Origin of the sequence: Thiohalorhabdus sp. (assembly GCF_046545655.1) — a bacterium.
Lineage (GTDB): Bacteria > Pseudomonadota > Gammaproteobacteria > Thiohalorhabdales > Thiohalorhabdaceae > Thiohalorhabdus.
The window spans coordinates 1-23,038 of record NZ_JBKGZG010000030.1; the positions used below are offsets into that span (position 1 = coordinate 1).

The 23,038-nt window shown below is 70.4% G+C and carries 23 protein-coding genes; 12 read left to right on the forward strand and 11 right to left on the reverse strand.

Annotated elements, in window-relative coordinates; translation table 11 throughout:
* Window positions 1–142: 142 nt before the first annotated feature.
* The 5 genes from rpoD to rpsU all read right to left on the reverse strand — a co-directional run bounded on the left by rpoD (window position 143) and on the right by rpsU (window position 7,269).
* Entirely contained in the window at window positions 143–2,008 is a 1,866-nt protein-coding gene (rpoD, locus tag ACLFRB_RS07910) for an RNA polymerase sigma factor RpoD (protein ID WP_411068474.1), read from the reverse strand.
* A gap of 118 nt (window positions 2,009–2,126) precedes the next feature.
* Window positions 2,127–3,953 (reverse strand): DNA primase, encoded by a 1,827-nt coding sequence (gene dnaG, locus ACLFRB_RS07915; RefSeq protein ID WP_411068475.1) that lies wholly within the window; start codon window positions 3,951–3,953, stop codon window positions 2,127–2,129.
* A 36-nt stretch (window positions 3,954–3,989) separates the two neighbouring features.
* The gene (locus ACLFRB_RS07920; protein ID WP_411068476.1) at window positions 3,990–6,458 is read right to left on the reverse strand and encodes an endonuclease MutS2; all 2,469 of its coding nucleotides are present in this window, start codon (window positions 6,456–6,458) and stop codon (window positions 3,990–3,992) included.
* Window positions 6,459–6,580: 122 nt separating this feature from the next.
* On the reverse strand, window positions 6,581–7,027 hold the full coding sequence (locus tag ACLFRB_RS07925) for a GatB/YqeY domain-containing protein (RefSeq protein WP_411068477.1): 447 nt from the start codon (window positions 7,025–7,027) through the stop codon (window positions 6,581–6,583).
* Between the two features lie 8 nt (window positions 7,028–7,035).
* Window positions 7,036–7,269 (reverse strand): 30S ribosomal protein S21, encoded by a 234-nt coding sequence (gene rpsU, locus ACLFRB_RS07930; protein ID WP_411068478.1) that lies wholly within the window; start codon window positions 7,267–7,269, stop codon window positions 7,036–7,038.
* A gap of 161 nt (window positions 7,270–7,430) precedes the next feature.
* Between rpsU and tsaD the strand changes: the two genes are divergently transcribed.
* A complete protein-coding gene (tsaD, locus tag ACLFRB_RS07935) occupies window positions 7,431–8,456 on the forward strand; it encodes a tRNA (adenosine(37)-N6)-threonylcarbamoyltransferase complex transferase subunit TsaD (RefSeq protein ID WP_411068479.1) in 1,026 nt (341 codons plus the stop codon).
* Window positions 8,457–8,479: 23 nt separating this feature from the next.
* Here tsaD and plsY read toward each other — a convergent pair whose 3' ends face one another.
* Window positions 8,480–9,082, reverse strand: coding sequence for a glycerol-3-phosphate 1-O-acyltransferase PlsY (gene plsY, locus ACLFRB_RS07940; protein ID WP_411068501.1), 603 nt, complete (start codon window positions 9,080–9,082; stop codon window positions 8,480–8,482).
* Window positions 9,083–9,327: 245 nt separating this feature from the next.
* Between plsY and ACLFRB_RS07945 the strand changes: the two genes are divergently transcribed.
* The gene (locus ACLFRB_RS07945; protein ID WP_411068480.1) at window positions 9,328–10,476 is read left to right on the forward strand and encodes a PilT/PilU family type 4a pilus ATPase; all 1,149 of its coding nucleotides are present in this window, start codon (window positions 9,328–9,330) and stop codon (window positions 10,474–10,476) included.
* Between the two features lie 58 nt (window positions 10,477–10,534).
* Window positions 10,535–10,855, forward strand: coding sequence for a hypothetical protein (locus ACLFRB_RS07950; RefSeq protein WP_411068481.1), 321 nt, complete (start codon window positions 10,535–10,537; stop codon window positions 10,853–10,855).
* 9 nt (window positions 10,856–10,864) lie between these two features.
* Here ACLFRB_RS07950 and ACLFRB_RS07955 read toward each other — a convergent pair whose 3' ends face one another.
* From ACLFRB_RS07955 to ACLFRB_RS07965, 3 genes are read right to left on the reverse strand one after another with little or no spacing between them, the layout of a single operon-like run.
* A complete protein-coding gene (locus ACLFRB_RS07955) occupies window positions 10,865–11,542 on the reverse strand; it encodes a glutathione S-transferase N-terminal domain-containing protein (protein WP_411068482.1) in 678 nt (225 codons plus the stop codon).
* An 8-nt stretch (window positions 11,543–11,550) separates the two neighbouring features.
* Window positions 11,551–11,712 (reverse strand): hypothetical protein, encoded by a 162-nt coding sequence (locus ACLFRB_RS07960; RefSeq protein WP_411068483.1) that lies wholly within the window; start codon window positions 11,710–11,712, stop codon window positions 11,551–11,553.
* 22 nt (window positions 11,713–11,734) lie between these two features.
* Entirely contained in the window at window positions 11,735–12,262 is a 528-nt protein-coding gene (locus ACLFRB_RS07965) for a DsrE family protein (RefSeq protein WP_411068484.1), read from the reverse strand.
* Between the two features lie 138 nt (window positions 12,263–12,400).
* Between ACLFRB_RS07965 and ACLFRB_RS07970 the strand changes: the two genes are divergently transcribed.
* The 7 genes from ACLFRB_RS07970 to ACLFRB_RS08000 all read left to right on the forward strand — a co-directional run bounded on the left by ACLFRB_RS07970 (window position 12,401) and on the right by ACLFRB_RS08000 (window position 19,084).
* Entirely contained in the window at window positions 12,401–13,033 is a 633-nt protein-coding gene (locus ACLFRB_RS07970) for a hypothetical protein (protein WP_411068485.1), read from the forward strand.
* Between the two features lie 164 nt (window positions 13,034–13,197).
* Window positions 13,198–13,521 (forward strand): thioredoxin TrxA, encoded by a 324-nt coding sequence (gene trxA, locus ACLFRB_RS07975; RefSeq protein WP_054965239.1) that lies wholly within the window; start codon window positions 13,198–13,200, stop codon window positions 13,519–13,521.
* Window positions 13,522–13,847: 326 nt separating this feature from the next.
* On the forward strand, window positions 13,848–15,104 hold the full coding sequence (rho, locus tag ACLFRB_RS07980) for a transcription termination factor Rho (RefSeq protein WP_411068486.1): 1,257 nt from the start codon (window positions 13,848–13,850) through the stop codon (window positions 15,102–15,104).
* 75 nt (window positions 15,105–15,179) lie between these two features.
* Window positions 15,180–15,392, forward strand: coding sequence for a 50S ribosomal protein L31 (gene rpmE, locus ACLFRB_RS07985; protein ID WP_054965237.1), 213 nt, complete (start codon window positions 15,180–15,182; stop codon window positions 15,390–15,392).
* 57 nt (window positions 15,393–15,449) lie between these two features.
* On the forward strand, window positions 15,450–16,274 hold the full coding sequence (locus tag ACLFRB_RS07990) for a thermonuclease family protein (protein WP_411068487.1): 825 nt from the start codon (window positions 15,450–15,452) through the stop codon (window positions 16,272–16,274).
* On the forward strand, window positions 16,271–16,795 hold the full coding sequence (locus tag ACLFRB_RS07995) for a hypothetical protein (RefSeq protein ID WP_411068488.1): 525 nt from the start codon (window positions 16,271–16,273) through the stop codon (window positions 16,793–16,795). The genes ACLFRB_RS07990 and ACLFRB_RS07995 overlap by 4 nt, the downstream gene beginning before the upstream one ends.
* A gap of 24 nt (window positions 16,796–16,819) precedes the next feature.
* A complete protein-coding gene (locus ACLFRB_RS08000) occupies window positions 16,820–19,084 on the forward strand; it encodes an NADP-dependent malic enzyme (RefSeq protein ID WP_411068489.1) in 2,265 nt (754 codons plus the stop codon).
* An 88-nt stretch (window positions 19,085–19,172) separates the two neighbouring features.
* On the opposite strand, the gene xth is transcribed toward ACLFRB_RS08000, so the two are convergent.
* Window positions 19,173–19,973, reverse strand: coding sequence for an exodeoxyribonuclease III (gene xth, locus ACLFRB_RS08005; RefSeq protein WP_411068490.1), 801 nt, complete (start codon window positions 19,971–19,973; stop codon window positions 19,173–19,175).
* 144 nt (window positions 19,974–20,117) lie between these two features.
* Between xth and ACLFRB_RS08010 the strand changes: the two genes are divergently transcribed.
* Window positions 20,118–20,771 carry a glutathione S-transferase family protein gene (locus ACLFRB_RS08010; protein WP_411068491.1) on the forward strand — a complete coding sequence of 218 codons (654 nt, stop codon included), beginning with the start codon at window positions 20,118–20,120 and terminating at the stop codon, window positions 20,769–20,771.
* Window positions 20,725–21,798, forward strand: a complete 1,074-nt coding sequence (locus tag ACLFRB_RS08015) for a phytoene/squalene synthase family protein (protein WP_411068492.1) — start codon at window positions 20,725–20,727, stop codon at window positions 21,796–21,798. Before ACLFRB_RS08010 ends, ACLFRB_RS08015 begins: the two co-directional genes overlap by 47 nt.
* On the opposite strand, the gene ACLFRB_RS08020 is transcribed toward ACLFRB_RS08015, so the two are convergent.
* Window positions 21,795–22,997 carry a M50 family metallopeptidase gene (locus ACLFRB_RS08020; RefSeq protein WP_411068493.1) on the reverse strand — a complete coding sequence of 401 codons (1,203 nt, stop codon included), beginning with the start codon at window positions 22,995–22,997 and terminating at the stop codon, window positions 21,795–21,797. The genes ACLFRB_RS08015 and ACLFRB_RS08020 overlap by 4 nt on opposite strands.
* Between the last annotated feature and the right edge of the window lie 41 nt (window positions 22,998–23,038).

Here is a 23,038-nt window from a genome sequence, read left to right on the forward strand (position 1 = left end):
GAACCGACGACCAAGGGATTATGAGTCCCCTGCTCTGACCAACTGAGCTACGAGCCCCGGGACAAAGACAAAATTTACCCCAGGTCCGGGGCGCCCCGCAAAAGGGGAGCCGGCGTCCTGGGGTAAAAGGGAGCTGCGGCGGTCAGGCGCTGCTTCCCTCGCTGTCCACCTCCATGAAGCTGGACAGCCGCTTGGAGCGGGAGGGATGGCGCAGCTTGCGCAGGGCCTTGGCCTCGATCTGCCGGATGCGCTCGCGGGTGACGTCGAACTGCTTGCCCACCTCCTCGAGGGTGTGGTCGGTCTGCATGCCGATGCCGAAGCGCATGCGCAGGACCTTCTCCTCGCGCGGGGTCAGCTCCTTGAGCACCTCGTCGGTGCACTCGGCGAGGCTGGCGGAGATGGCCGCGTCCACCGGGGCCTGAGTGTTCTTGTCCTCGATGAAGTCGCCCAGCGCGCTGTCCTCGTCGTCGCCGATGGGCGTCTCCATGGACAGGGGCTCCTTGGCGATCTTGAGGATCTTGCGCACCTTCTCCTCGGGCATCTCCATCTCTTCGGCGAGCTCCTCGGGGGTCGGCTCGCGGCCCATCCGCTGCAGCATCTGGCGGCTGGTGCGATTGAGCTTGTTGATGGTCTCGATCATGTGCACCGGGATGCGGATGGTGCGCGCCTGGTCGGCGATGGCCCGGGTGATGGCCTGCCGGATCCACCAAGTGGCGTAGGTGGAGAACTTGTAGCCCCGGCGGTATTCGAACTTGTCCACCGCCTTCATCAGGCCGATGTTGCCCTCCTGGATGAGGTCCAGGAACTGCAGGCCGCGGTTGGTGTACTTCTTGGCGATGGAGATCACCAGCCGCAGGTTGGCCTCGGCCATCTCGGTCTTGGCCCGGCGGGCCTTGGCCTCGCCGGTGGTGATCTGGCGGTGGAGTTCCTTCACCTCGCGCACGGGCAGGCCGGCCTGCTGCTCGATGTCCGCCAAGCCCTCCTGGTGCTCCCGGACGCGGTCCCGCACGGCCTTGAGGCCGTTGGCCTGGGGATGGTCCTTCTCCAGCAGCTGGTCCACCCACTCCGGATGGCCTTCCCAGCCCTGGAAGTTGCGCAGGAACTCCTTGCGCGCCATGCCGGCTTCCTTGCAGCACAGCTCCATGATGGAGCGTTCGGACCGGCGCAGCTCGCTCACCTGCTGCTGGGCGCGCTCGGTGAGGTCGTCGATCAGGCGGGGGTTGAGCTTCACGCGTTGGAACTCGGTGGCCAGGGCGTCCCGCTTCTCGTGGTAGGCCTCGGCGCCCACGCCCTGCTCGGCGCGCACCTCCATGGCCTCCCGGTAGAGCTCCCGGCAGCGGGTGAGCCACTCGCTGGCCTGGGCCTCCAGCTCCTCCTTGGAGAGCTCCTTGGGCCCTTCCTTCTCGCTGGTCGCGGAGTCGCCCTCTTCCTCCTCGAGCTGCTCCACGGCGGCGTCGAGAGCGGCGTCCTCCTGCTCAAGGTCGCCCTCCTTTGCCTCGCCCTGCTCGGCGTCCTCGGCGTCCACCGCCAGGAGGATCTCGTCGAGGCGCGCTTCGCCCTCGGCCCAGCGATCACCGAGGGTCAGGACCTCCTCGAAGGTGGAGGGCAGGCTGCACAGGGCGCGGATCACCTGGTTCCGCCCCTCCTCGATGCGCTTGGCGATCTCGATCTCGCCCTCGCGGGTGAGCAACGGCACGCTGCCCATCTCACGCATGTACATCCGCACCGGGTCAGAGGTCTGCCCCAGATCGGCCTCGACGTTGGCCACCGCCTCCTCGGCGTCCTCGTCTGTGGCAGCCGTCCCGCCGATGAGCATCTCGTCCTCGGGGGCCTCATCGAGAACCTCGATCCCCATGTCCCCGATCATGCTGATGATGCTCTCGACCTGCTCGGCCTCGAGCACATCCTCGGGGAGGTGATCGTTGATCTCCTTATAGGTGAGGTAGCCGCGCTCTTTCCCCAGCGCGATGAGGCGCTTTAGCTCGGAGCGCTCGGCCTGGTTACTCATGCGGCAATCCCTCCTGACTGAACTGAAACGTATGCTTGGTCCCGGTGCTGAGGCACGGGCGCATTCGGACCGAACCGTCCGCGCGCAACTCCTTGAGCCCCGCCGAACCGGTGACGGCTCACGGGGCCGCCGAGCCCGGCTGGGGCGCACCGCGCCGCTCCAGGGCCTCCTTCTGGCGCTTGAGCTCGGTGAACTCCTGCCATTGCTCGGCCGCCAGCGATCCCGAGCGCGCCGCCTCCTCCAGGGCATCCAGCCGGGCCTGGATGGCGTGGGCCTGGAGCTTGTGGAGGCACCCCTGCAGCTCCATGCGCCGGCCCTCGGGCGGTACGTCGAGCTCTTCTCCGGCCAATCGGCCGAGCGCTTCTCCGTAGGGGGCCTGACGCATGTGCTCGATCAGGGCGCCCACGGAGATCCCGGGGTTGGCCCGCACCACCTCCGCCGCCGACAACAAGAGGTGGATGCCGGCGGAACGGTGCCGGGCCAGATTGTCCGCGACAGCCAGGATGTCCTCCGCCAGCTCCTGGGGATCGCTCAGCAAAAGGAGCAGGGCGCGCCGCGTAACCGGTTGGCGGCGCAGCAGCTCCAGGGAGCGTTGTTCCGTTTCCGCCGCCTCTGCTTGGTTAGACCCGCGATTTCGCGGTGTGCTCCGTTGCAGATACCGAACGACTTGTTTTTGACCTAGTTTGACAATGCCATCCAAGCGCTGGACCAGCAAACCGCGCGCCTTCTCGTCCCCCAGGCGGGCGTAGAAGGGACCGGCCAGTTCCAGAAGGCGGTCGCGCCCCTCGGGGTAGTCCAGATCCACGCGGCTCTTGAGGCCCTGGATGAGGAACTCCAGCAGGGGGACGGCGGCGTCCATGCGCGCGCGGAAGGCCTCGGCCCCCTCCCGCCGGACCAGGCTGTCCGGATCCTCCCCCTCGGGGAGGAACAAGAAGCGCACCAGCCGGCCCTTGCCGGCCTCGGGGAGGGCGGTCTCCACCGCCCGCCACGCCGCCTCCCGGCCGGCCTCGTCGCCGTCGAAGCAGAACACCACCTCGGGCACGGTGCGCAACAACAGGCGCAGCTGGTCGCCGGTGAGGGCGGTTCCCAGCGGGGCCACGGCGTGGTCCACCCCGGCCTGGGCCAGGGCGATGACGTCCATGTAGCCTTCCACCACCAGGGCGCGCTGCTCGCGGCGCAGGGCCTGGCGCCCTTCGTGGAGCCCGTAGAGCTCCCGGCCCTTCTGGAACAGCAGCCCCTCGGGGGAATTCAGGTATTTGGGCTCGTCGTCGCCCAGGACGCGGCCACCGAAGGCGATCACCCGCCCCCGCCGGTCGCGGATGGGGAACATGAGCCGCCCGCGGAAGCGGTCATAGACGGAACCGTTGCGGTTTACCACCAGGCCCAGGGCCTCAAGGGCCTCGCGGCTCTGGCCATCCCGGCCCAGGGTGCCCGCCAGGTTGCGCCAGCCCGGCGGGGCGTAGCCGAGCCGGAAGCGGGCGGCGGTCTCGCCGCTGATCCCGCGGTCGCGCAGGTAGCCCTGCACCTCTCCCGCCTGCTCGTGGTGGCGGAGCTGGTATTCGTAGTAGCGGGCGGCCTTCTCGTTCAGATCCGCCAGGAAGGCCGGATCCGGCCCGCTCTCGGTGCGGCGTTCCCGCTCGCCGCCGGCCTCCTCGGGCACCTCCAGGCCGTAGCGGCCGGCCAGCTCCCGCACCGCCTCGGGAAAGCGCAGGTGCTCGTACTCCATGAGGAAGCCGAGCGCGTTGCCCCCCGCACCGCAGCCGAAGCAGTGGTAGATCTGGCGATCGGGGTTTACATTGAACGAAGGGGTGCGCTCCTCGTGGAACGGGCACCGCGCCTTGTAGTTGGCCCCCTGCTTCTTCAGGGGGACGCGCTCATCGATGACCTCCACGATGTCCGCGCGGTCCAGGAGCTCATCGATGAAGGATTGGGGGATCCGCCCCATGGGCCGGCCTCTTTTCGCCGTCAGCCGGAACGGGCGCTAGCCGCCCTTCTTGAATTCCACCTCGGTGACCCCGGCGCCGCCCTCCTCCGGGCGGGCGTGGCCGAAACGGGCCACCCGGGAGTCATCGGTGAGGGCCTGCTGGACTGCCTCGGCGAGCACGCCGGTCCCCTTGCCGTGCAGGACCGTCACCTGGCCCAGCCCGGCCCCGTAGGCGTTGTCCAGGAAATGCTGCAGGGTAGCCAGCGCCTCGTCCCGGCGCTGGCCGCGCAGGTCCAGGCGGGTGCTTTCGGGGAGGGCAGGGCCCCGCCGGCTCGTGCCGCCGGCGGGCTCCGGCGCCCCCACCTCGGGCCGAGGGGCGGCGGCCTCGGTGCGCTGGAAGTTGGCCAAGTCCCCGCGCACCCGCTTGCCGCCCAGGTCCAGCTCCACCTCCCCGCGGTCGTGGTCCACGGCCACCACCTCCCCAGCCTTCCGGAAGGGAGCCAGACGCCCTCGGTCGCCCACGGCCACCTCCAGGCTTTCTTCGACAATGGCCGGCTCCGGCTGTTCCGTCGGGGCCTGGCGACGGAACTGCTGGTCCAGGCGGGCCAGGCCCTCGTCGGCGGCGGCGGTGTTCCCGGACTCCTTGAGGTGCCGGATGATCTCCCGCACCTCGCGGCGGGCGCCCTCCAGGGTCCGCTGCCACTCCGCCTCCACCTTGCCGAAGGCCTCCTCCCGCTCGGCGGCGAGCCGCTCCCGCAGGGCCCGGGCCTCCCGCTCGGCCGCCTCCGCCCGCTGGCGCGTGGTCGCCGCCTCCTCCCGTTCCCGGTTGGCCTCGGCGAGCAGCCGGTCGCGCTCGGCGAGCAGCCGCTCCACCTCCTGGGTCTCCTCGCCCAAAGCGTCGCGGGCGGCCTCCAGGAGGTCGTCCGGCAGCCCCAGGCGCGCGGCGATCTCCAGGGCCTGGGAGCGCCCCGCCTGGGCCCACTCCACCCGGTAGGTGGGGGCGAGCCGCTCCACGTCGAAGGAGAGGGCGGCGTTGATCACGCCGGGGCTGCGCACGGCGTAATGCTTGAGGCGATCGAGGTGGGTGGAGACCAGGGCCACGGCCCCGGCCTGGCGGAGCCGCTCCAGCACGGCCACACCCAGGGCGCTGCCCTCGCCCGGGTTGGTCCCCGACCCCAGCTCGTCGATGAGCACCAGCCGGTGCGCGTCCAGACCCTCCAGCACGCCCTTGAGGCGCACCAGCTGCGCCGAGAAGGTGGACAGGTCGGCCGCCAGGCTCTGCTGGTCGCCGATCACCGCCCACAGGTCGCTGAAGCGCCCCACGCGGCCGCGCCCCGCCACGGGCAGCCCACAGTAGGCCATCCAGTGGGCGAGGCCCACGGTCTTGAGCAGCACCGTCTTGCCGCCGGTGTTGGGCCCGGAGACCACTAGGCAGCGGTCCCCGCCGCCCAGCGCGAGGTCGGTGGGCACCACGCCCTCCTGGCCGTGCTCCAGCACCAGCAGCGGGTGGGCGACGGCCTCCAGGGCGAATTCCGGGCCATCGGCCAGCTTGGGGATCGCCCCGCCCAGATCGGCGCGCAGGCGCTCCCCGGCCTGCAGCAGGTCCAGCAGGCCGAGGAAGCCCACCGCCCCTTCCAGCTCCTCGCGGGACCGGGCAACGGCCCGGGTGGCCAGAACCCGCACCTGGTACTCCGCGCGCAGGGCCTCGCTCTCCGCCTGCTCCAGGGCGTTGTTCAGGGAGACCGCGTCCAGCGGCTCCATGAACACGGTCTCGCCGCTGCCCGACGCGGCGTGCACCACCCCCTTGACCCGGCCCTGACTCTCGGCCTTCACCGGCAGCACGTAGCGGCCCTGGCGCAGGGTGACGCGGGTGTCCTGCAGCAGCGACCGCAGGGCATTGCTCTGGGCCCGCTGCTCCAGGTGGCCGCGTACCCGGTCGCGGGCCTGGCGCACGGCGGAGCGGGCGGCGGCCAGCTCGGCGCTCGCCTGGTCCCGGATTCCCCCGGCCGGATCCATGATCCGGTCGAGGTGGCGCACCAGCTCCTCGGGGCGGACGAAACCGCCGAGAAATTCAGCCAGCCGGGGATTCTCCGCCTCCGCGGCGCAGGCCTCCACCTCGGCGGCGGCGCGGAGGAACCCGTGCAGGGCGCCGAGCTCGTCGGTCTCCAGCACGGCGCCTTCGATGCTGGCCCGCTGCAGGGCGGGGCGTATCTCCGGCAGGGCGAGACGGGGCAGGGACCGCCCGGCCGCCGTTTCCTCCGCCACCGCCGCGGCCAGGGCCAGGCGGCCGGCCACCGCCTCCGCGTCCGTTAGGGGGTCCAGGGCCTCGGCCCGCTCGGCCCCGTAGACGTGAGCGGTGCGCTCCCGCAGGGCCTCACGGACGCGGCCGACCTCCAGGGGATCGTCCGGGGGCGTGGCGCCGGCGGCGTAGCGGCCGAGCGCCGTGGCCAGGCCCGGATCACCGGCCCGACGGGGGATCTCGCGGTCCGAAATCGGTTGGCTCACCGCCGCTTCGTTACGCTCCACGGGTTCCTTCCGGCCCCAACGCAGACACGGGCCCACGGCGGGAAACGGCCGGGGCCCCAGATACAGCACGCCCCCGGGTTGGCCCTCGGGGGTGCGATCCGTGCGCTTGCCTGTTTGACCGCTCAGGAGCCCAAACGCTCCTTGACGCGCTGGCTGACCTCGCCGAGGTCGGCCCGCCCCTGGAGCTTGCCCTTGAGCAGGCCCATCACCTTGCCCATCTCCTGGGGACCGCTGGCACCGGATTCGGCCACGGCCTCGTCGATGGCCGCGTCGATCTCCTCCGTGCTCAGGGCCGGCGGGAGATACTCGGCGAGCAGCTCGGCTTCCGCGTCCTCGGCGGCGGCCTGCTCCTCGCGCCCGGCGTCGCGGTACTGGGCCGCGGAGTCCCGGCGCTGCTTGATCAGCTTGTTGATCAGCGCGAGCTGCTCGGGCTCCGGAAGCTCGCCGCCCTGCTTGATCTCGGCGTCCTTGATGGCCGAGCTCAGCATGCGCAAGGTCCCCAGACGAGCCTTATCCTTGGCCCGCATGGCGGCCTTGGTATCTTCAGTGATCCGGTCTTTGAGGGACACCGCGCGACCTAGCGGTTGCGCCAGCCGCTGGAGCTGCGCTCCATCCGGCGTTGCTGACGGCGCAGGCGCTTGAGCAGACGCTTGCGGGCGGCGGCTTCCTTGCGCTTGCGGGCCTCGGTGGGCTTCTCGTAGCGCTCGCGGCGACGGGCCTCAGAGATCACACCCGCCTTCTCGCAGGACTTGCGGAAACGCTTGAGCGCGGCCTCGAACGGCTCGTTATCGCGTACCTTCACGGCTGTCATAGACACCCCTCCTCGTGGCTAGCCGACTTCACCGGAAAACTATTCATTCTACGCAAGGCGAGCAAGCCCTTGCAACCTGCCCCATCCGAGGATCCCGGATTCCCGCACGGGCGCGAAGCGCCTAGAATAGGCCGCCCGGCAACCAACCTGCGCGAGGCCCCGTGCGCGTTCTCGGTATCGAAACCTCCTGCGACGAGACCGGCGTTGCCCTCTGGGACAGCGAGGCCGGTCTGCTCGCCCACCGGCTCCATTCCCAGACCGCGGTGCACGCCGCCTACGGCGGCGTGGTCCCGGAGCTGGCCTCCCGGGACCATATCCGACGCACCATCCCGCTGGTGGAGCAGACGTTGGCGGACGCCGGCCTGGACCTGGACGCGGTGGACGGCGTCACCGCCACCGCCGGCCCGGGCCTGCTCGGCGCCCTGCTGGTGGGGCTGTCGGCGGGCAAGGCCCTGGCCTTCGCCCGCGACCTGCCCTTCCTCGGCATCCATCACCTGGAGGCCCATCTGCTGGCCCCCGCCCTGGAAGACGACCCTCCCCCGTTCCCGTTTTTGGCCCTGCTGGTCTCCGGCGGCCACACCCTGCTGGCGGAGGTGGCGGGGGTGGGCCGCTATCGGCTGCTGGGGCAGAGCCTGGACGACGCCGCCGGCGAGGCCTTCGACAAGACCGCCAAGCTCCTGGAGCTGGGCTTCCCCGGCGGCCCGGCGGTGGCCCGGGCGGCGGAGGGCGGCGACCCGGAGGCCTTCGCCCTGCCCCGGCCCATGGCGGACAAGCCCAACCTCGACTTCAGCTTTTCCGGCCTGAAGACGGCGGTGCTCAACGCCGCCAAGACCCGGGGCGAGGACGCCGATGCGGCCTTCCGGCGCGATCTGTGCGCCAGCTTCCAGGAGGCGGTGGTGGACGTGCTGTGGCGCAAGTCGGCGCGGGCGCTGGAGCAGACCGGCCTGGAGCGTCTGGTGGTGGCCGGCGGGGTGGGCGCCAACGCCCGCCTGCGCGCCCGCTTCGCGGCCGAGGCCGAGGCCCGGGGCGTCGGCCTCCACTTCCCCCGGCCGGAGTTCTGCACGGACAACGGCGCCATGGTGGCCCACGCCGGGGGCCTGCGCCTGCTCGCCGGCGAGCGCGACGGCTGGGACCGCACCGCCGTGGCCCGCTGGGCCCTCGACGAGCTCACCCCGCCTCCCTCCTGAGCCTCTGCCGCTCGGGAACCGGCTCAGGCGGTCTTGGACTTGTCGCCGATCCGGGATTCCTCGCCCCGCAGCAGCCGCGCGATGTTGTCCTTGTGCCGATAGACGAGGAGCACGGCGAGCAGCACGCCCAGGACGAGGAGCGGGGTGTCTCCGGGGTACCAGAAGGCGCTCCACAGGGGCACGCCCACGGCCGCCACCAGGGCGGAGAGGGAGGAGTAGCGGGTGAGGGCGGCCACCGCCAGCCAGGTGCCCACCAGGGAGCCGGCCACCGGCGGGGCCAGGGCGATGTAGACCCCGAGGCCGGTGGCTACGCCCTTGCCGCCGTTGCGCAGGCCGGAATAGAGGGGGAACAGATGCCCCAGGAAGGGCGCCGCCGCCACCGCCATCAACGGCCAGCCGGAGAACCAGGGCAGGGCCACGGCCACCGGCAGAGTGCCCTTGAGGACGTCGGCGATGAGGGTCAGGGCCGCCGGCAGCTTGCCGCCCAGCCGCAGGACATTGGTGGCCCCGGGGTTCTTGGACCCGGCGTAGCGGGGGTCGGGCAGCCCCAGCGCCCGGGAGACCACCACCGCGGAGGTCAGGGAGCCGATGGCGTAGGCGGCGGCGACGGCCACCACCGCGATCAGCCAGTTCGCATCCGGATACACACGCGCACCCTCCGTGGCAGAAGAAAGGTCTGGGGCCGGCCTCCGGCCGCGCCAAGGATACCCTACACGAAGGCCCACGGGGATGGGGCGTCCGGGGCGTCCGAACCGGGGCGAGCACCGGCACACCTGCACAGCCCGGCCCCGCTGTGGTAGTCCTTTAGGGACCGCGCCGGGGGCCTCGGGCCCGGCGGCCATCCAATCGGGGCATGCAGGGGCGATTCCTTATGGATCTGAAGGCGCTACTCAAGTTCATGGTGGACAAGGAGGGCTCGGACCTCTACCTCAGTACCGGCACGCCGCCCTCCATGAAGGTGGACGGCAAGCTGGCGCGGATCGGCAAGACCCCGATCCGCCCGGCGGACACGGAGAGCATCGCAGAGACCATCCTCAGCGAGCGACAGAAGGCCGAGTTCGAGCGCGATCTGGAGCTGAACTTGGCCCTGTCGTACGAGGGGCTGGGCCGCTTCCGCGTCAACGTGTTCCGCCAGCGGGGCACCGTCGGCCTGGTGATCCGGCGCATCTACGACCAGATCCCCTCCTTCGAGGAGCTCAACCTGCCGGACCAGGTGCGGGAGATCATCGAGGCCCAGCGCGGCATGGTGCTGGTGGTGGGCGCCACGGGGTCCGGCAAGTCCACCTCGCTCGCCGCCATGATCGACCACCGCAACCGCACCCACGCCGATCACATCATCACGGTGGAAGACCCCATCGAGTACGTACACAGCCACAAGAAGTCGCTGGTGAACCAGCGCGAGCTGGGCATGGACACCCACTCCTGGGAGTCGGCGCTGGAGAACACCCTCCGCCAGGCCCCGGACGTGATCCTGATCGGCGAGATCCGCAACGCCGAGGTGATGGAGCACGTGATCGCCTTCGCCGACACCGGCCACCTGGCCATCTCCACCCTGCACGCCAACAACGCCAACCAGGCCATGGAGCGGATCGTTAATTTCTTCAACGAGGACCGCCACAACCAGACCCTCATGGACCTGTCCCTGAACCTGAAGGCGGTCATCTCCCAGCGCCTGGTCCCCCGCGCCGACGGCCGTGGCCGGGTGGCGGCGGTGGAGATCCTGCTCAACACCGGGACGGTGGCCGACCTCATCTCCCAGGGCAAGTTCGGCGAGATCAAACAGGTGATGGAGAGCTCCCGGGACCTGGGCATGCAGACCTTTGACCAGGCCCTGCTGGATCTGTACAACCGCGGCGAGATCACCGCCGAGGAGGCCCAGAGCCACGCCGATTCCGTCAACGACGTGCGCCTGGCGGTCAAGATGGCCAAGATCGAGAAGGGCGAATCGGTGACGGAGGATGCCGAATACCAGATCGACGACGGCTCGGGGGAAGGAGGGCGCGGCGGCCGGCGGTTGTAGAACGCCGCCCGCGGCCCCATCTTCAAGCGTACGAGCCCTTCAGCATAAGGAGCGGAACATGGCCCGGGAAATCCAATGGCACAACGATGACTCCCTGGACCTGCTGTCGGCGGCCCTGGACAGCGGGGACGAGGTGGTGGTCTGGTTCGAGGGCGAGCCGGTGGAGGACCTGGTGGCCATGGCGCGCCACCTGGACCCCCTGAACGAGAAGCCGGACCTCAAGCGCCCCGGCCTCTACCCCGTGCAGGCGGTGCTGGGCGCCGGCCGCCACGACCACCTCCGGCCGCTGGCCCAGCTCCACGACAAGGCCGACGGCAATGGCTACCTGGTGGACCTGGATCCCGACGCGGGAAGCATGAGGTTCTACAAGGAGGTGTAGGGGCGCGCCTCAGAAGAGGGCGTCCTCCCCGCTCGCCAGCTTCACGCCGCAGGCCTCCTCCACCCGCTCGAAGTAGTAGAGCAGGTCCAAGGGCGGCGACACCCCGTCCACCCAGCGCAGGAACCCCCATTCGCTGACGACCAGGAGGTCCGCGGCCGACAGCCGTCCGCTGAAGAAGCGGCCCTTGGCCAGCAGGTTGGCGAAGCGCTTCAGCTCGGCCTCCGCCTCGAACTGCCGGTAGTCCGCGTAGCGGGCGTTGACCAGCTCCTCCAGCTGGGCGCCATGCCGGCTCTCCACCTGGCGGCGGAAATAGGCGGCGGCCTCCTCGTCGTCGCCCAGCCCGGCGTAGCCCAGCTGGACCGGTCCGCGCAGCCGGTCCACCAAGGGCTCGAACCCCTCCATCCAGCGCTTCAGGGACGCGTAGTCGTCCGGCTCCACGGCCCCCTCGAACAGGGGCGGCTCCGGGACGTCCCGGTCCAGCCGACGCAGGATGGCCTCCGATTCCAGCAGGACCTCTTCCGCGTCGGTCACGAAGATGGGCACCTGCTTTTTGCCCGCCAGCTCGATGGGGGTCTCCAGGTCCGTGTAGGCCAACGCCACCTGCTCGGCCGGAACCCCCTTGAGGCCCAGCGCCAGCCGGACCCGCTGGGCGGGGGGACAGAAGGGGTAGTGGTAGAGGGTCGCCATGGCCGCGGTCAATCCGACGTGTTCAGGGATTGCACCATGCCCACCATGACCAGGAGCAGCCCCACGGGGACCAGCGCGTAGACGGCGGACTGGAACTCGGTCAGGAAACCGCCGATGCCGCCCGCCACCACCGAAACGGCCCCGGCGCCCAGAATGATCTTGCCCAGCATGGCTTCGACTCCTTGCCCGGCCTTACCAGGCCACGTAGGTGTAGCCTTCGTCATTCTGCAGCTCCACCATGTCCACCACCCCGCTGGCCACGTAGGTGGCCTCGTCGATGAGGGCCTCCTCGCCGAGTCCGAGGGACTTCAGGGTCTCACCGCAGGCATGGAACTTCACATCGTAGGAGGCCAGACTCTGGATCCGCTCGCGCACATCCGGTTCCACCGGGGACTGCGGCTCCTTGAGGAGGAGATGGATGCCGGGCCCGAAGCACTCCACCACGATGGCGGCGTTGTTGTCGTAGTTCTGCAGAACCACGGAGGCGCTGTGCAAGATATGCCCCTGGTACTCGGGTTCGTTGCGGTTGAGCTGATACAGCACCTTGGCCTCGGGATCCTCCCCCGGAAAGGCCAGCTCGTCCTGAGCCTGCGCCGTCCGCGCCCCGCCCAGGGCCAGCAGACCGCCGCCCACGGTCCCCGCCAGGCCGCGCAGCACTCCGCGGCGGCCCGTATCCGTACCGCCGGAGGCGGCGTTCCGCGGCTTGAACCATGCTTTCATCGCCTCGCTCCTCTCCTAAAGAACCGTCGATCGTGTAAGGGGGTGCATCTCCCCGTGGACCATCCCGGGACTGATAAAATCCCAGGGACTATAGCAAACCGCCCATCCCCATTCGATTGCCACCAATGAGGCGCCCCCATGGACCGGAGAGCCGACGGCATCCATATCGGCACCCGCGGCTGGAAGTTCCCGCAGGACGTTAGCGGGTTCTACCCGGAGGACCTCCCGGAGGACTGGGCCCTGGAGTACTACACCACTCAGTTCCACGCCCTGGAGCTCCCGGCAATGGAGGCCCTCCCGGACCCGGAGACGGTGGCACTGTGGGAGGAGGGCACCCTGGAGGACGCCGCCCTCAGCCTGCCCCTGGAGGGCGACTGGGCCCGGCGCCTGGCGGCGGGAGGCGACCTGCTGCCCCTGGCCCGTGCCCTGGAGCCCCTGGGCGAGAAGCTGGCGGCGCTGGTCTGGCCCCGGAAGCCCCCCATTCAGGCACCCTCCTTCTGGCCCAATGCCCTGCACGTGGACGCCACCCGCGAGGTAATCACCGCCCCCCACCCGGCGGCCGACGGCGACCCCCCGGGCGCCGTCTATCGACGCCTGGAAGGGCCCGGGCGCTACGCCTCGGAAACCCTGGACCGTTTGGCGGCCCATCTGGTGGACCGGGGGCGCCGGGGGCGCCCGAACTTTGTCTTTTTCACCGGGGTCGAAGGGGGCAAGGCCGTTCTCGACGCCATGGCGCTCCAGGATCTGGTGAACGCCAAACGGCGTACCTGACGGCCATCCCCTTCCAAGCCAGGGTTGACCGCCGCCCCCGACCCCCTTACATTGACCAAGCACCGCGGCCCGCTGGGGGCCGCCGGCAGGCTGCGCCCCCTTTACCGAAACCGCGACCGGACGGTTAAATATCCCGTACGTCCGGTCCAGCGCAGGAGGAAGGGATGAGCTCGACTCTGGATGTCACCGATAGCACCTTCGAAGAGGAAGTGCTGAACGCGGACAAACCGGTGCTGGTGGACTACTGGGCCGAATGGTGCGGTCCGTGCAAGATGACCGCCCCGATCCTCGACGAAGTGTCGGACGAGTACGCCGACAAGCTCAAGGTGGCCAAGCTGAACATCGACGAGAATCCCAACACGCCCCCCAAGTACGGCGTGCGCGGCATTCCCACCTTGATGCTGTTCAAGGACGGCAACGTCGAGGCCACCAAGGTGGGCGCCCTGTCCAAGGCCCAGCTGCAGGCCTTCGTCGAGGAAAACCTGTAACATCGTCCCAGGGCTGCCCCTTCCGCGGAGCGGGCGCCCTTCCCCCGACCCGGACCACCGGCGGGGCCGGAGGCCAGGGCGGGCCGCCCGCGGGCGGCCCCCAGCCCCTGCCCCACGGCAAGATCGCAGACCGCACGGCCCGTCAGGGCCTTCCGCCAGACCCTGACCGCCGTGACGTAGGCCATTACATACCCTGAGAGGCGGCCCTCCCCGGGCGCCGCCGTTCCGCCGCCTATGACGGCCATTCCCTAGCCGAGACCACCCCGAGCACACCGACCCGAACCCCCTCGCTATCCAGGAAACGCAGTCAGGACCGAATCGCACCCATGAACCTCAACGAACTCAAGGCACAAACCGCCTACGACCTCAATGAGCTGGCCCAGGAGATGGGGATTGAAGGCGTGGGCCGCCTGCGCAAGCAGGATCTGATCTTCAACATCCTCAAGGCCCGGGCCAAGCAGGGGGAAAGCATCTATGGCGAGGGGGTGCTGGAGATCCTCTCTGACGGCTTCGGCTTCCTGCGCGCCGCGGATGCCTCCTACCAGGCCGGCCCCGACGACATCTACGTGTCGCCGAGCCAGATCCGGCGCTTCAACCTGCGGGTGGGCGACACGGTAGCCGGCCAGATCCGGCCGCCCAAGGACAGCGAGCGCTACTTCGCCCTGCTCAAGGTGGAACAGATCAACTACGAGTCGCCGGAGAGCACCAAGCACAAGGTGCTGCTCGACAACCTGACGCCGCTGTTCCCCGAGGAGCGGCTGCGCATGGAGGTGGAGAACGGCGACCCCAAGGACCTCACCGGCCGGGTCATCGACCTGGTGGCGCCGGTGGGCAAGGGCCAGCGCGGCCTGCTGGTCTCCCCGCCCAAGGCGGGCAAGACCATGATGCTGCAGTCCATCGCCCACTCCATCACCGCCAACAACCCCGAGTGCACCCTCATCGTGCTGCTCATCGACGAGCGGCCCGAGGAGGTGACGGAGATGCAGCGCTCGGTGCGCGGCGAGGTGATCTCCTCCACCTTCGATGAGCCCGCCCAGCGCCACACCCAGGTGGCGGAGATCGTCATCGAGAAGGCCAAGCGCCTGGTGGAGCACAAGAACGACGTGGTGATCCTGCTCGACTCCATCACCCGCCTGGCGCGCGCCTACAACACCACGGTGCCGAGCTCCGGCAAGGTGCTCACCGGCGGCGTGGACGCCAACGCCCTGCACAAGCCCAAGCGCTTCTTCGGCGCCGCGCGGAACATCGAGGAGGGCGGCAGCCTGACCATCATGGCCACGGCGCTGGTGGACACCGGCTCGCGCATGGACGAGGTGATCTTCGAGGAGTTCAAGGGCACCGGCAACCTGGAGCTGCACCTGGACCGCAAGATGGCGGAGAAGCGCCTCTACCCCGCCATCAACATCAACAAGTCCGGCACCCGCCGCGAGGAGCTCCTCATGACCCAGGAGGAGCTGCAGAAGACCCAGATCCTGCGCCGGCTGCTGCACCCCATGGATTCCAACGAAGCCATGGAATTCCTGCAGGAGAAGCTCAAGGCCACCAAGGACAACGAGGACTTCTTCGCCAGCATGAACCGCTAGCTTGCGGGACTCGGCAATTCCTTATATCCTATATAGCTTTTCCAACGGCGATCACAGCGCTTCGAGGGCCCTGCGATGAAGGAAGGGATCCATCCCGAATACCAACCCGCCACGGTGAGCTGCGCCTGCGGCCACAGCTTCGAGACCCGGACCACGGTGGGCGACATCCACGTGGACGTGTGCTCGGCCTGCCACCCCTTCTTCACCGGGCAGCAGAAGATCGTGGACACTGCCGGCCGGGTGGAGAAGTTCCGCCGCAAGTACGGCCAGCAGGCCGGCGACCAGTAGCCGGCCGCGCCCGGCGGGATGGGCATGCGAAAAAGGGCGCCGGCGGGCGCCCTTTTTTTGCTTGGCCTGCTACCGGCACCGGGGGCCCCGGCCGGCGAGGCCTATCGCTGGGAGGATGCCGACGGGACCGTCCACTACGGCGACCGCCCGCCCCCGCAGGCGGAACGGATCCCCGGGACGGGGTCGGACCCGGACGACAGCGGAGAGCTGCGCTCGGTGGAGCGGGTGCTGGACGGCGACACCCTGGAGCTCGCCGACGGCACCCGGGTGCGGCTCATCGGCCTCAACGCCCCGGAGGTGGCCCACGGGGGCGATCCGGCGCAGCGCGGAGGACCGGAGGCCCGACGCTTTCTGCGCGACCTCCTGGAAGGCCGACGGGTGCGGCTGAAGCAGGGAGCGGAAAAGACGGACCGCTACGACCGGCTCCTCGCCCACGTCCTCACCCCCGACGGCACCAGCGTCAATGCCTCCCTGCTGCGCCGCGGGCACGCCCATGCCACCGTCCACCCGCCCAACCTCTCGCGGGTCACGGAGTACTTCGCCGCGGAGCGGGAGGCCCAGCGGGCCGGGCGCGGCATCTGGGCCCTGTCACGCTACCGGATCCAGGCGGCAGAGCGCGCACGGGACCTGCGCAACTCCTTTCGCCGCATCCGCGGACGTGTGAAAACGGTGGATAGGGCCCGCAAATACGTCTACCTGCGCTTCGCGGAGGACTTCGTCGCCATCCTGCGCAAGGATCGCGAAGACGCCTTCGCCGACGCCGGCAAGGCCTCCGGGGCGCTGCAGGGACGAACCGTGGTGGTACGGGGCTGGGTCCGGCTGCACGAGGGCACGCCCGCGGTCCGCCTCCACCACCCCGAACAGATCGAGGCGGTGCGATGACCGAGCACGGCGAGCTCAGCCACCGCGTGGTGCTGACCACCCCCGACCTGGCAGCGGCCGGGCAGGCCGTCACGGCCCTCACCGAGGCCGGCATCGAGGGGCGCCACATCCGGGTCTTTCACCAGCAGCTGCCCGGCGGCGTGGACGCCGACCAGGCCCCCGAGCACTTCGGCCGGCTCACCTCCCCCTGGCTCTGGGCGCGCAAGGGCGGCCTGTACGCCCTGCCCCTGGGACTGCTGCTGTGGGCCACCGGCTTCCACTGGCTGTGGCTGCCCGGGGTGGTGGCCATCGGCGCCGTCTGGGGCTGGTTCGCCCGCTTCTACCTGGACCTGTTCCAGGGTGACCAGACCGATAAGCTGGAGGAGCTGGGGATCCCCAAGGAGGACGCCCCCTTCTGGCAGACCCACATCACCGACGGCGGCACCCTCCTGGTCGTCACCCTGCCCGCCGCGCAGGTGCCGGTGGCGGTGGACGCCCTGGAGCACGCCGGCTTCGCCGACCGCCGCATCTACCTGCCCTGATCCGACGGAGCAACGCGACCCACCATGTCCAGCCAGGAATCCTTCCGCGCCGACGCCCTGCGCTACCACGCCCAGCCCCGCCCCGGGAAGATCGAGGTGGAGCCCACCAAGCCTTGCGCCACCCAGCGCGACCTGTCGCTGGCCTACACCCCGGGCGTGGCCGAGCCGGTGCGGGCCATCCACGCCGACCCGCCCACCGCCTACGACTTCACCAGCCGGGCCAACCTGGTGGGGGTGGTCACCAACGGCACCGCCGTCCTCGGCCTTGGCGACGTGGGGCCCCTGGCCGCCAAGCCGGTGATGGAGGGCAAGGGCGTGCTGTTCAAGCGCTTCGCCCACATCGACGTCTTCGACCTGGAGGTGGACGCCGAGGACCCGGACACCTTCATCGACACCGTGGCCCGCCTGGAGCCCACCTTCGGCGGCATCAACCTGGAGGACATCGGCGCGCCCCACTGCTTCCGCATCGAAGAGGCCCTCAAGGCGCGCATGGACATTCCCGTCTTCCACGACGACCAGCACGGCACCGCCATCATCATCGCCGCCGGGCTGATCAACGCCCTGGAGCTGCAGGGCAAGGACATCGGCAGTGCCCGGATCGTCTGCATCGGCGCCGGCTCCGCCGGCATCGCCACCCTGCGCCTGCTGGTGGCCCTGGGCGCGCGGCGCGAGAACCTGCGGCTCACCGACCGCCTGGGCGTGGTCCACGCCGGGCGCAGGGACGAGGTGGATCCGTACAAGGCCGAGTTCGCCGCGGACACGGACGCGCGCAGCCTGGAGGACGCCCTGGAGGGGGCGGACGTGGTCATCGGCGTCTCGGTGGGCGGCATGCTGCAGGGCCACCACATCGCCTCCCTGGCCCCCAACCCGGTCGTCTTCGCCCTGGCCAACCCGGACCCGGAGATCCTCCCCGAGGACGCCCACGCGGTGCGGGATGACCTGATCATGGCCACCGGCCGGTCCGACTACCCCAACCAGGTGAACAACGTCCTGGGCTTCCCCTTCATCTTCCGCGGCGCCCTGGACGTGCGGGCCCGCGAGATCAACACGGAGATGCAGCTCGCCGCCGCCCGGGCCCTGGCCGCCCTGGCCCGCGAGCCGGTGCCCGACGAGGTGGCCCAGGCCTACGACGTGGACCGGCTGGCCTTCGGCCCCGATTACTTCATCCCCAAGCCGCTGGATCCACGGCTGATCCAATGGGTGCCGCCGGCAGTGGCCCAGGCGGCGGCGGAAACCGGCGCCGCCACCGTGGCGGCGCCCGAAGCCCGGGAGTACGCCGCCCAGCTGGAGGGTTTGCTGGACCGCTCCATGCTGCTCATGCGCAAGGTCATGCGCCGCGCCCACCGCGCCCCCAGGCGGGTGGTCTACCCCGAGGGCGAGAACCGCACCATCCTGCGGGCGGCGGAGGCCGTGCGCGACGAGGGGCTGGCCGAGCCCCTGCTGGTGGGCCGGGAGCGCGTCATCCGCGAGCGCCTGGCGGAGGAGGGGGTGGCCCCGGACGGCCTGGAGATCGTGGACCCGGCGCAGTTCCCCGCCGTCGAGGACTACATCGCCGACCTCCACACCCTGCGCGGCCGCAAGGGTTTGAGCCTGCGGGACGCCCGCCGGGCCATGCGCATCGATCCGTTCCGCTTCGCCGCTATGATGGTGCGCCGCGGGGACGCCGACGCCCTGGTGGGCGGCGTGGAGAACCACTACGCCACCCTCCTGCGGCCCTCCCTGCAGGTCATCCCGCACCGCCGCGTGTTCGGCATGCACATGCTGTTCATCGGCGAGCGCATCTACTTCCTCGGCGACACCACGGTCACCATCGATCCCTCCGCCGAGGACCTGACGCGCCTGGCGGTGGAGGCGGACGGCCTGGTGCGCCACCTGGGCATGGAGCCGCGCATCGCCCTGCTGTCCTTCTCCAACTTCGGCGCCTCCCGATCGCCGCGGGCGCAGAAGGTGCGCGACGCGGTGGCCCTGCTGCACGAGACGCACCCGGAGATGGAGGTGGAGGGCGAGATGCAGGCGGACGCCGCCGTGGAGCCGGACCTGCTGCAGGAACTGTTCCCCTTCACCCGGCTGTCGAAGGGCGCCAACGTACTGCTGTTCCCCGACCTCGACGCCGGCAACGCCGCCTACAAGCTGCTCATGCACCTGGGCCGCGCCCAGGCGGTGGGCCCCATCCTGGTGGGCATGGAGAAGCCAGTGCAGATCGTGGAATGGGGCGCCTCGGCCACCGACGTGGTGAACATGAGCGCCTTCGCGGTGCAGGAAGTGCAGCAGGCGGGCAGGAACGACTGAGAATACGCCAAGAAGCCAAGGCGCCAAGAAAAGGACGAAAATAGACTGCGGTAGGCCTCCTTGGCTTCTTGGCGCCTTGGCGTTTTTTCTACTGGCTATGGCCGTTTAGGGCTCCGAGGTCAAGCTCCGCCATCACCGGCGCGTGGTCCGAGGGCCGCTCCCAGCGGCGCGGCTCCACGAAGATGTCGCAGTCGGCGCAGGCCTCGGCGGCGGGACGGCTGGCCCAGATGTGGTCGATGCGCAGGCCCATGCCGCGGCGGAACTGGTTCATGCGGTAGTCCCACCAGGAGAACCGACCGGCCTCCTCGTGATGGAGGCGGAAGCAGTCGGTGAAGCCCCAGGCGCGGATCGTCTCCAGGGCCTCCTTCTCCGGCTCGGAGAACAGCACCCGGCCGCGCCAGGCCTCCGGGTCGTGGACGTCGCGGTCCTCGGGGGCGACGTTGAAGTCGCCCACCAGCACCACGGGCTCCCCGGCCCCGTAGGTGGCGTCCAGCCACTCCCGCAGCCGCTGCATCCAGTCGAGCTTGTAGGCGTACTTCTCCGAGCCCACCTCGGAGCCGTTGGGCAGGTAGATGTTGACCACCACGGGGCCGAAGCGAGCGGCGATCAGGCGGGAATGGGCGTCCTCGCCCTCGTCCGGGAAGCCCCGCACCACATCCGCGGCCTCGTGGAAGCCCTCCCGGGCCAGGAAGGCCACGCCGTTGTAGGTCTTCTGCCCGAACACCGTGGACCGGTAGCCCGCCTCGGCGAAGAAGGCCGCCGGGAACTGGTCGTCCGTCACCTTGATCTCCTGCAGCGCCAGGACATCGGGACGGTGCTCCTCCAGGAAGGCCCGCACATGCTCCTTGCGGGTGCGGATGGAGTTCACGTTCCAGGTGGCGATCTTCAAGCCGGGCCTCCTTCGCATGGGTGGGCTCAAGGGTGGGCCCTATTGTAGCCCCCCGGCCCCCCGTTGCCGACCGTGCCCCCCGGGGTGGGCAAGGTCCCGGTTTGGCCCTAAACTAGCCCCGTCCTGAGGAGAGGTAGGGAGTCCATGAAGCTCGAGCTGATTAGCTTTCCGCTGTGCCCCTTCGTCCAGCGCTCCATCATCACCCTGCTGGAGAAGGGCGCGGAATTCGAAACCACCTACATCGACCTGGCCGACAAGCCGGACTGGTTCCTGGCCATCAGCCCCGAGGGCAAGGTGCCGGTGCTCCGCGTGGACGACTCGGAGGTGATCTTCGAATCCGCGGTCATCAACGAGTTCGTCAACGAGGTGACCCCGGGCGACCTGCACCCGGAGGACCCCGTACGCCGGGCCCACAACCGCGCCTGGATCGCCTTTGGCGAGCAGCTGATCTTCGATCAGTACCAGATGATGATCGCCGAGGACGCCACGGGGTTCGAAGACCGATGGCACCAGGCGGAGCACCGCCTGGCCCGCCTCGAGGAGGCGATCACCGGACCCCTGTTCAACGGCGCGGACTTCTCCCTGGTGGACGCGGCCTTCGCGCCCCTGCTGCAGCGCTTCGCCATCATGGAGCGGATCGTGGACCTCTCCGACTACGGGGATTTCCCGCGGATCCGGGCCTGGTGGCAGGCCCTTGCCGAGCGCCCGAGCATTCCGGGCTCCGTCCCCGAGGACTTCGAAGCCCAACTGCGTGCCTATTTCCGGGAGAAGGCGAGCCATTTCGGACAACAGTGCTGAATCCGCGACCCTGACGGAGGCCCCGGATCCGAAGGAGCTGCTGAATGTCCTGGCGCGCTCCTTCGCCCTGACCCTGCGCCTTCTGCCGCCCGCCATGGGGGACCACTTCGCCCGCGCCTACCTCTTCGCCCGGGCGGCGGACACCGTGGCCGACACCGACGCCGTGGACCCCGCCGCGCGGTCCCGGGTGCTGGAGACCCTGGCGGACACGGCCACCCGGCTGGCCCGCGGCGAGCCGGTCACCCTGGAGCCCGCCCCCCTGGGCCCCGACGGCGGCCCGCAGGAGCGCACCCTGCTGGAGCGCCTTCCCGACGTGGCCCGCTGGGTGAGCGAGATGGAGGTGCCGGCCCGCAAGCGGGCGGGGGAGGTGGCGGTGACCCTCATCGGCGCCATGCGCGAGGACCTGGAGCGCTTCGCCAAGGCGGGCGAGCGGGTGGTGGCCCTGCCCGACGAGGCGGCCCTGGAGGCCTACCTCTACGGCAACGCCGGGTGCGTGGGCGGCTACTGGGCCAAGGAGCTGGCCGCCACCTCCCATCGCATCACCGGCCTGGATCTGCAGAACATGGAGCAGTCCGGCATCCGCCTGGGCAAGGCCCTGCAGCGGGTGAACGTGCTGCGCGACCTGGCCAAGGACGTCCGCCAGGGCCGCTGCTACCTGCCGGAGAGCAGCCTGTCCGCCCACGGCCTGGAGCCGCGGGACCTGTTCTTCCCGGACGCCCACGGGCCCCTCCGCCCCATCCTGGACGCCCAGATCGCCGCGGCCCACGCCGACCTGGAAGCGGGGCTGGAATTCTTCCACCACCTGCCCCACCGCTGGCTCCGGCGCCGGGCGGCGGCCGCCCTGCCGGCCGTCCTGGCCAAGCGCACCCTGGACCGCATCGAGGCCCAGCCCGAGCGCCTGCTGGACGCCCAGGACACCATCAAGGTCCCCCGCGGCGAGGTCTACCGCATCCTGGTGCGGCTGCTGCTCCTGCCGCCCTCGGACCGGGGTCTGGCCCGCATGGTGCGGGGCCGAAACCGGCGCTAGCCGCCCCGCTCCAGGTCCGCCAGCTCGGGATCGCCGTGCAGGGCCACCCAGTGGAGCAGGTCCCGCCGCCGCAGCAGGCCCAGCACCCGCCCGTCCTCCACCACCGGTAGCTGGTTGACCCCCGCCCGGGTCAGGACGGCCAGGGCCTCCTCCGCCTCCTGCCCGGGGGCCAGCCGCGCCACGCGCTCCTCCGGCACCATGACCTCGACCACCCGCACGCGGTCCCACATCCCGCGATCGCGGGCCCGCACCTCCGGCCACCCCACCAGCCCCACCATCCGTCCCCCCTCCACCACCGGGAAGACCCGCTGGCCGGTCTCCTCGAAGGGGCCGTCGGCGAGGGCCCGCAGGGTCGTGTCGGGGGAGACGGCCACCGGGTCGGGCTGCATGAGGCGGCGCACGGGGATGTCGTGCAGGGCCTCGCGCACCAGGAGCTGGCGATAGCTGGCCAGGGCGGCCGTGTGCAGGAACCAGCCGATGAAGGCCAGCCACAGACCGTTGACCGGCCCCGCGCCCAGGACGGGCAGGCGCGCCCCCAGGAGCAGAGCCACCCCCGAGAGGATCAGCAGCCAGGCGAAGCCCTGGCCCGCCCGCGAGGCCCAGCGCGTGGCGCGCCGCAGGTTGCCGGTGATCCCCCACATCACCGCCCGCAGCACGCGCCCGCCATCGAGGGGGAACCCCGGCACCAGGTTGAAGACGCCGAGGATGAGGTTCACCGGCCCCAGCCAGAACAGCAGGGTGGCCACCGGGCTCATCCGGGCCAGGCTCTCCCGCGGCCGCTCCGGGTCCAGCCCTTCCGGGCCCAGGGCGAGCCCGCCGAGCAGGAGGAAGCCCACCCCCAGGGCCAGGCTGGTCACCGGCCCCGCCAGGGCCATGAGCAGCTCGCCGCGCCAGTGGCGGGGCTCGTTTTCCATGTGCGCCAGGCCGCCGAAGATGAACAGGGTGATGCGGCGCACGGTGATGCCGTAGACCCGCCCCACCAGGGCGTGGGACAGCTCGTGCAGGAACACCGAGGCGAAGAACAGCACGGCGGCCACCAGGGCCGTGGCCCAGGAGGTGGCAAGGGCCCACTGGGGATGCAGGGCGGGGAAGGTGCCGGCGCCCAGGCTGACCAGGATCAGCAGGAAGATCACCAGCAGGCTCCAGTCCATGCGGACCTCGATGCCCGCGACGCTGCCCAGGCGGATGCCGCCGTTCATGGCTATCTCCCTACGCGATGGGTGTCTCGGCCCGGGCCGGT

Excerpts from the sequence above, each read along its gene's own strand:
- rpoD (WP_411068474.1), bottom strand. The coding sequence starts at position 2,008 with ATGAGTAACCAGGCCGAGCGCTCCGAGCTAAAGCGCCTCATCGCGCTG.
- dnaG (WP_411068475.1), bottom strand. The coding sequence starts at position 3,953 with ATGGGGCGGATCCCCCAATCCTTCATCGATGAGCTCCTGGACCGCGCG.
- rpsU (WP_411068478.1), bottom strand. The coding sequence starts at position 7,269 with ATGACAGCCGTGAAGGTACGCGATAACGAGCCGTTCGAGGCCGCGCTC.
- ACLFRB_RS07945 (WP_411068480.1), top strand. The coding sequence starts at position 9,328 with ATGGATCTGAAGGCGCTACTCAAGTTCATGGTGGACAAGGAGGGCTCG.
- ACLFRB_RS07950 (WP_411068481.1), top strand. The coding sequence starts at position 10,535 with ATGGCCCGGGAAATCCAATGGCACAACGATGACTCCCTGGACCTGCTG.
- ACLFRB_RS07955 (WP_411068482.1), bottom strand. The coding sequence starts at position 11,542 with ATGGCGACCCTCTACCACTACCCCTTCTGTCCCCCCGCCCAGCGGGTC.
- ACLFRB_RS07960 (WP_411068483.1), bottom strand. The coding sequence starts at position 11,712 with ATGCTGGGCAAGATCATTCTGGGCGCCGGGGCCGTTTCGGTGGTGGCG.
- ACLFRB_RS07965 (WP_411068484.1), bottom strand. The coding sequence starts at position 12,262 with ATGAAAGCATGGTTCAAGCCGCGGAACGCCGCCTCCGGCGGTACGGAT.
- ACLFRB_RS07970 (WP_411068485.1), top strand. The coding sequence starts at position 12,401 with ATGGACCGGAGAGCCGACGGCATCCATATCGGCACCCGCGGCTGGAAG.
- trxA (WP_054965239.1), top strand. The coding sequence starts at position 13,198 with ATGAGCTCGACTCTGGATGTCACCGATAGCACCTTCGAAGAGGAAGTG.
- rho (WP_411068486.1), top strand. The coding sequence starts at position 13,848 with ATGAACCTCAACGAACTCAAGGCACAAACCGCCTACGACCTCAATGAG.
- rpmE (WP_054965237.1), top strand. The coding sequence starts at position 15,180 with ATGAAGGAAGGGATCCATCCCGAATACCAACCCGCCACGGTGAGCTGC.
- ACLFRB_RS07995 (WP_411068488.1), top strand. The coding sequence starts at position 16,271 with ATGACCGAGCACGGCGAGCTCAGCCACCGCGTGGTGCTGACCACCCCC.
- ACLFRB_RS08000 (WP_411068489.1), top strand. The coding sequence starts at position 16,820 with ATGTCCAGCCAGGAATCCTTCCGCGCCGACGCCCTGCGCTACCACGCC.
- ACLFRB_RS08010 (WP_411068491.1), top strand. The coding sequence starts at position 20,118 with ATGAAGCTCGAGCTGATTAGCTTTCCGCTGTGCCCCTTCGTCCAGCGC.
- ACLFRB_RS08020 (WP_411068493.1), bottom strand. The coding sequence starts at position 22,997 with ATGAACGGCGGCATCCGCCTGGGCAGCGTCGCGGGCATCGAGGTCCGC.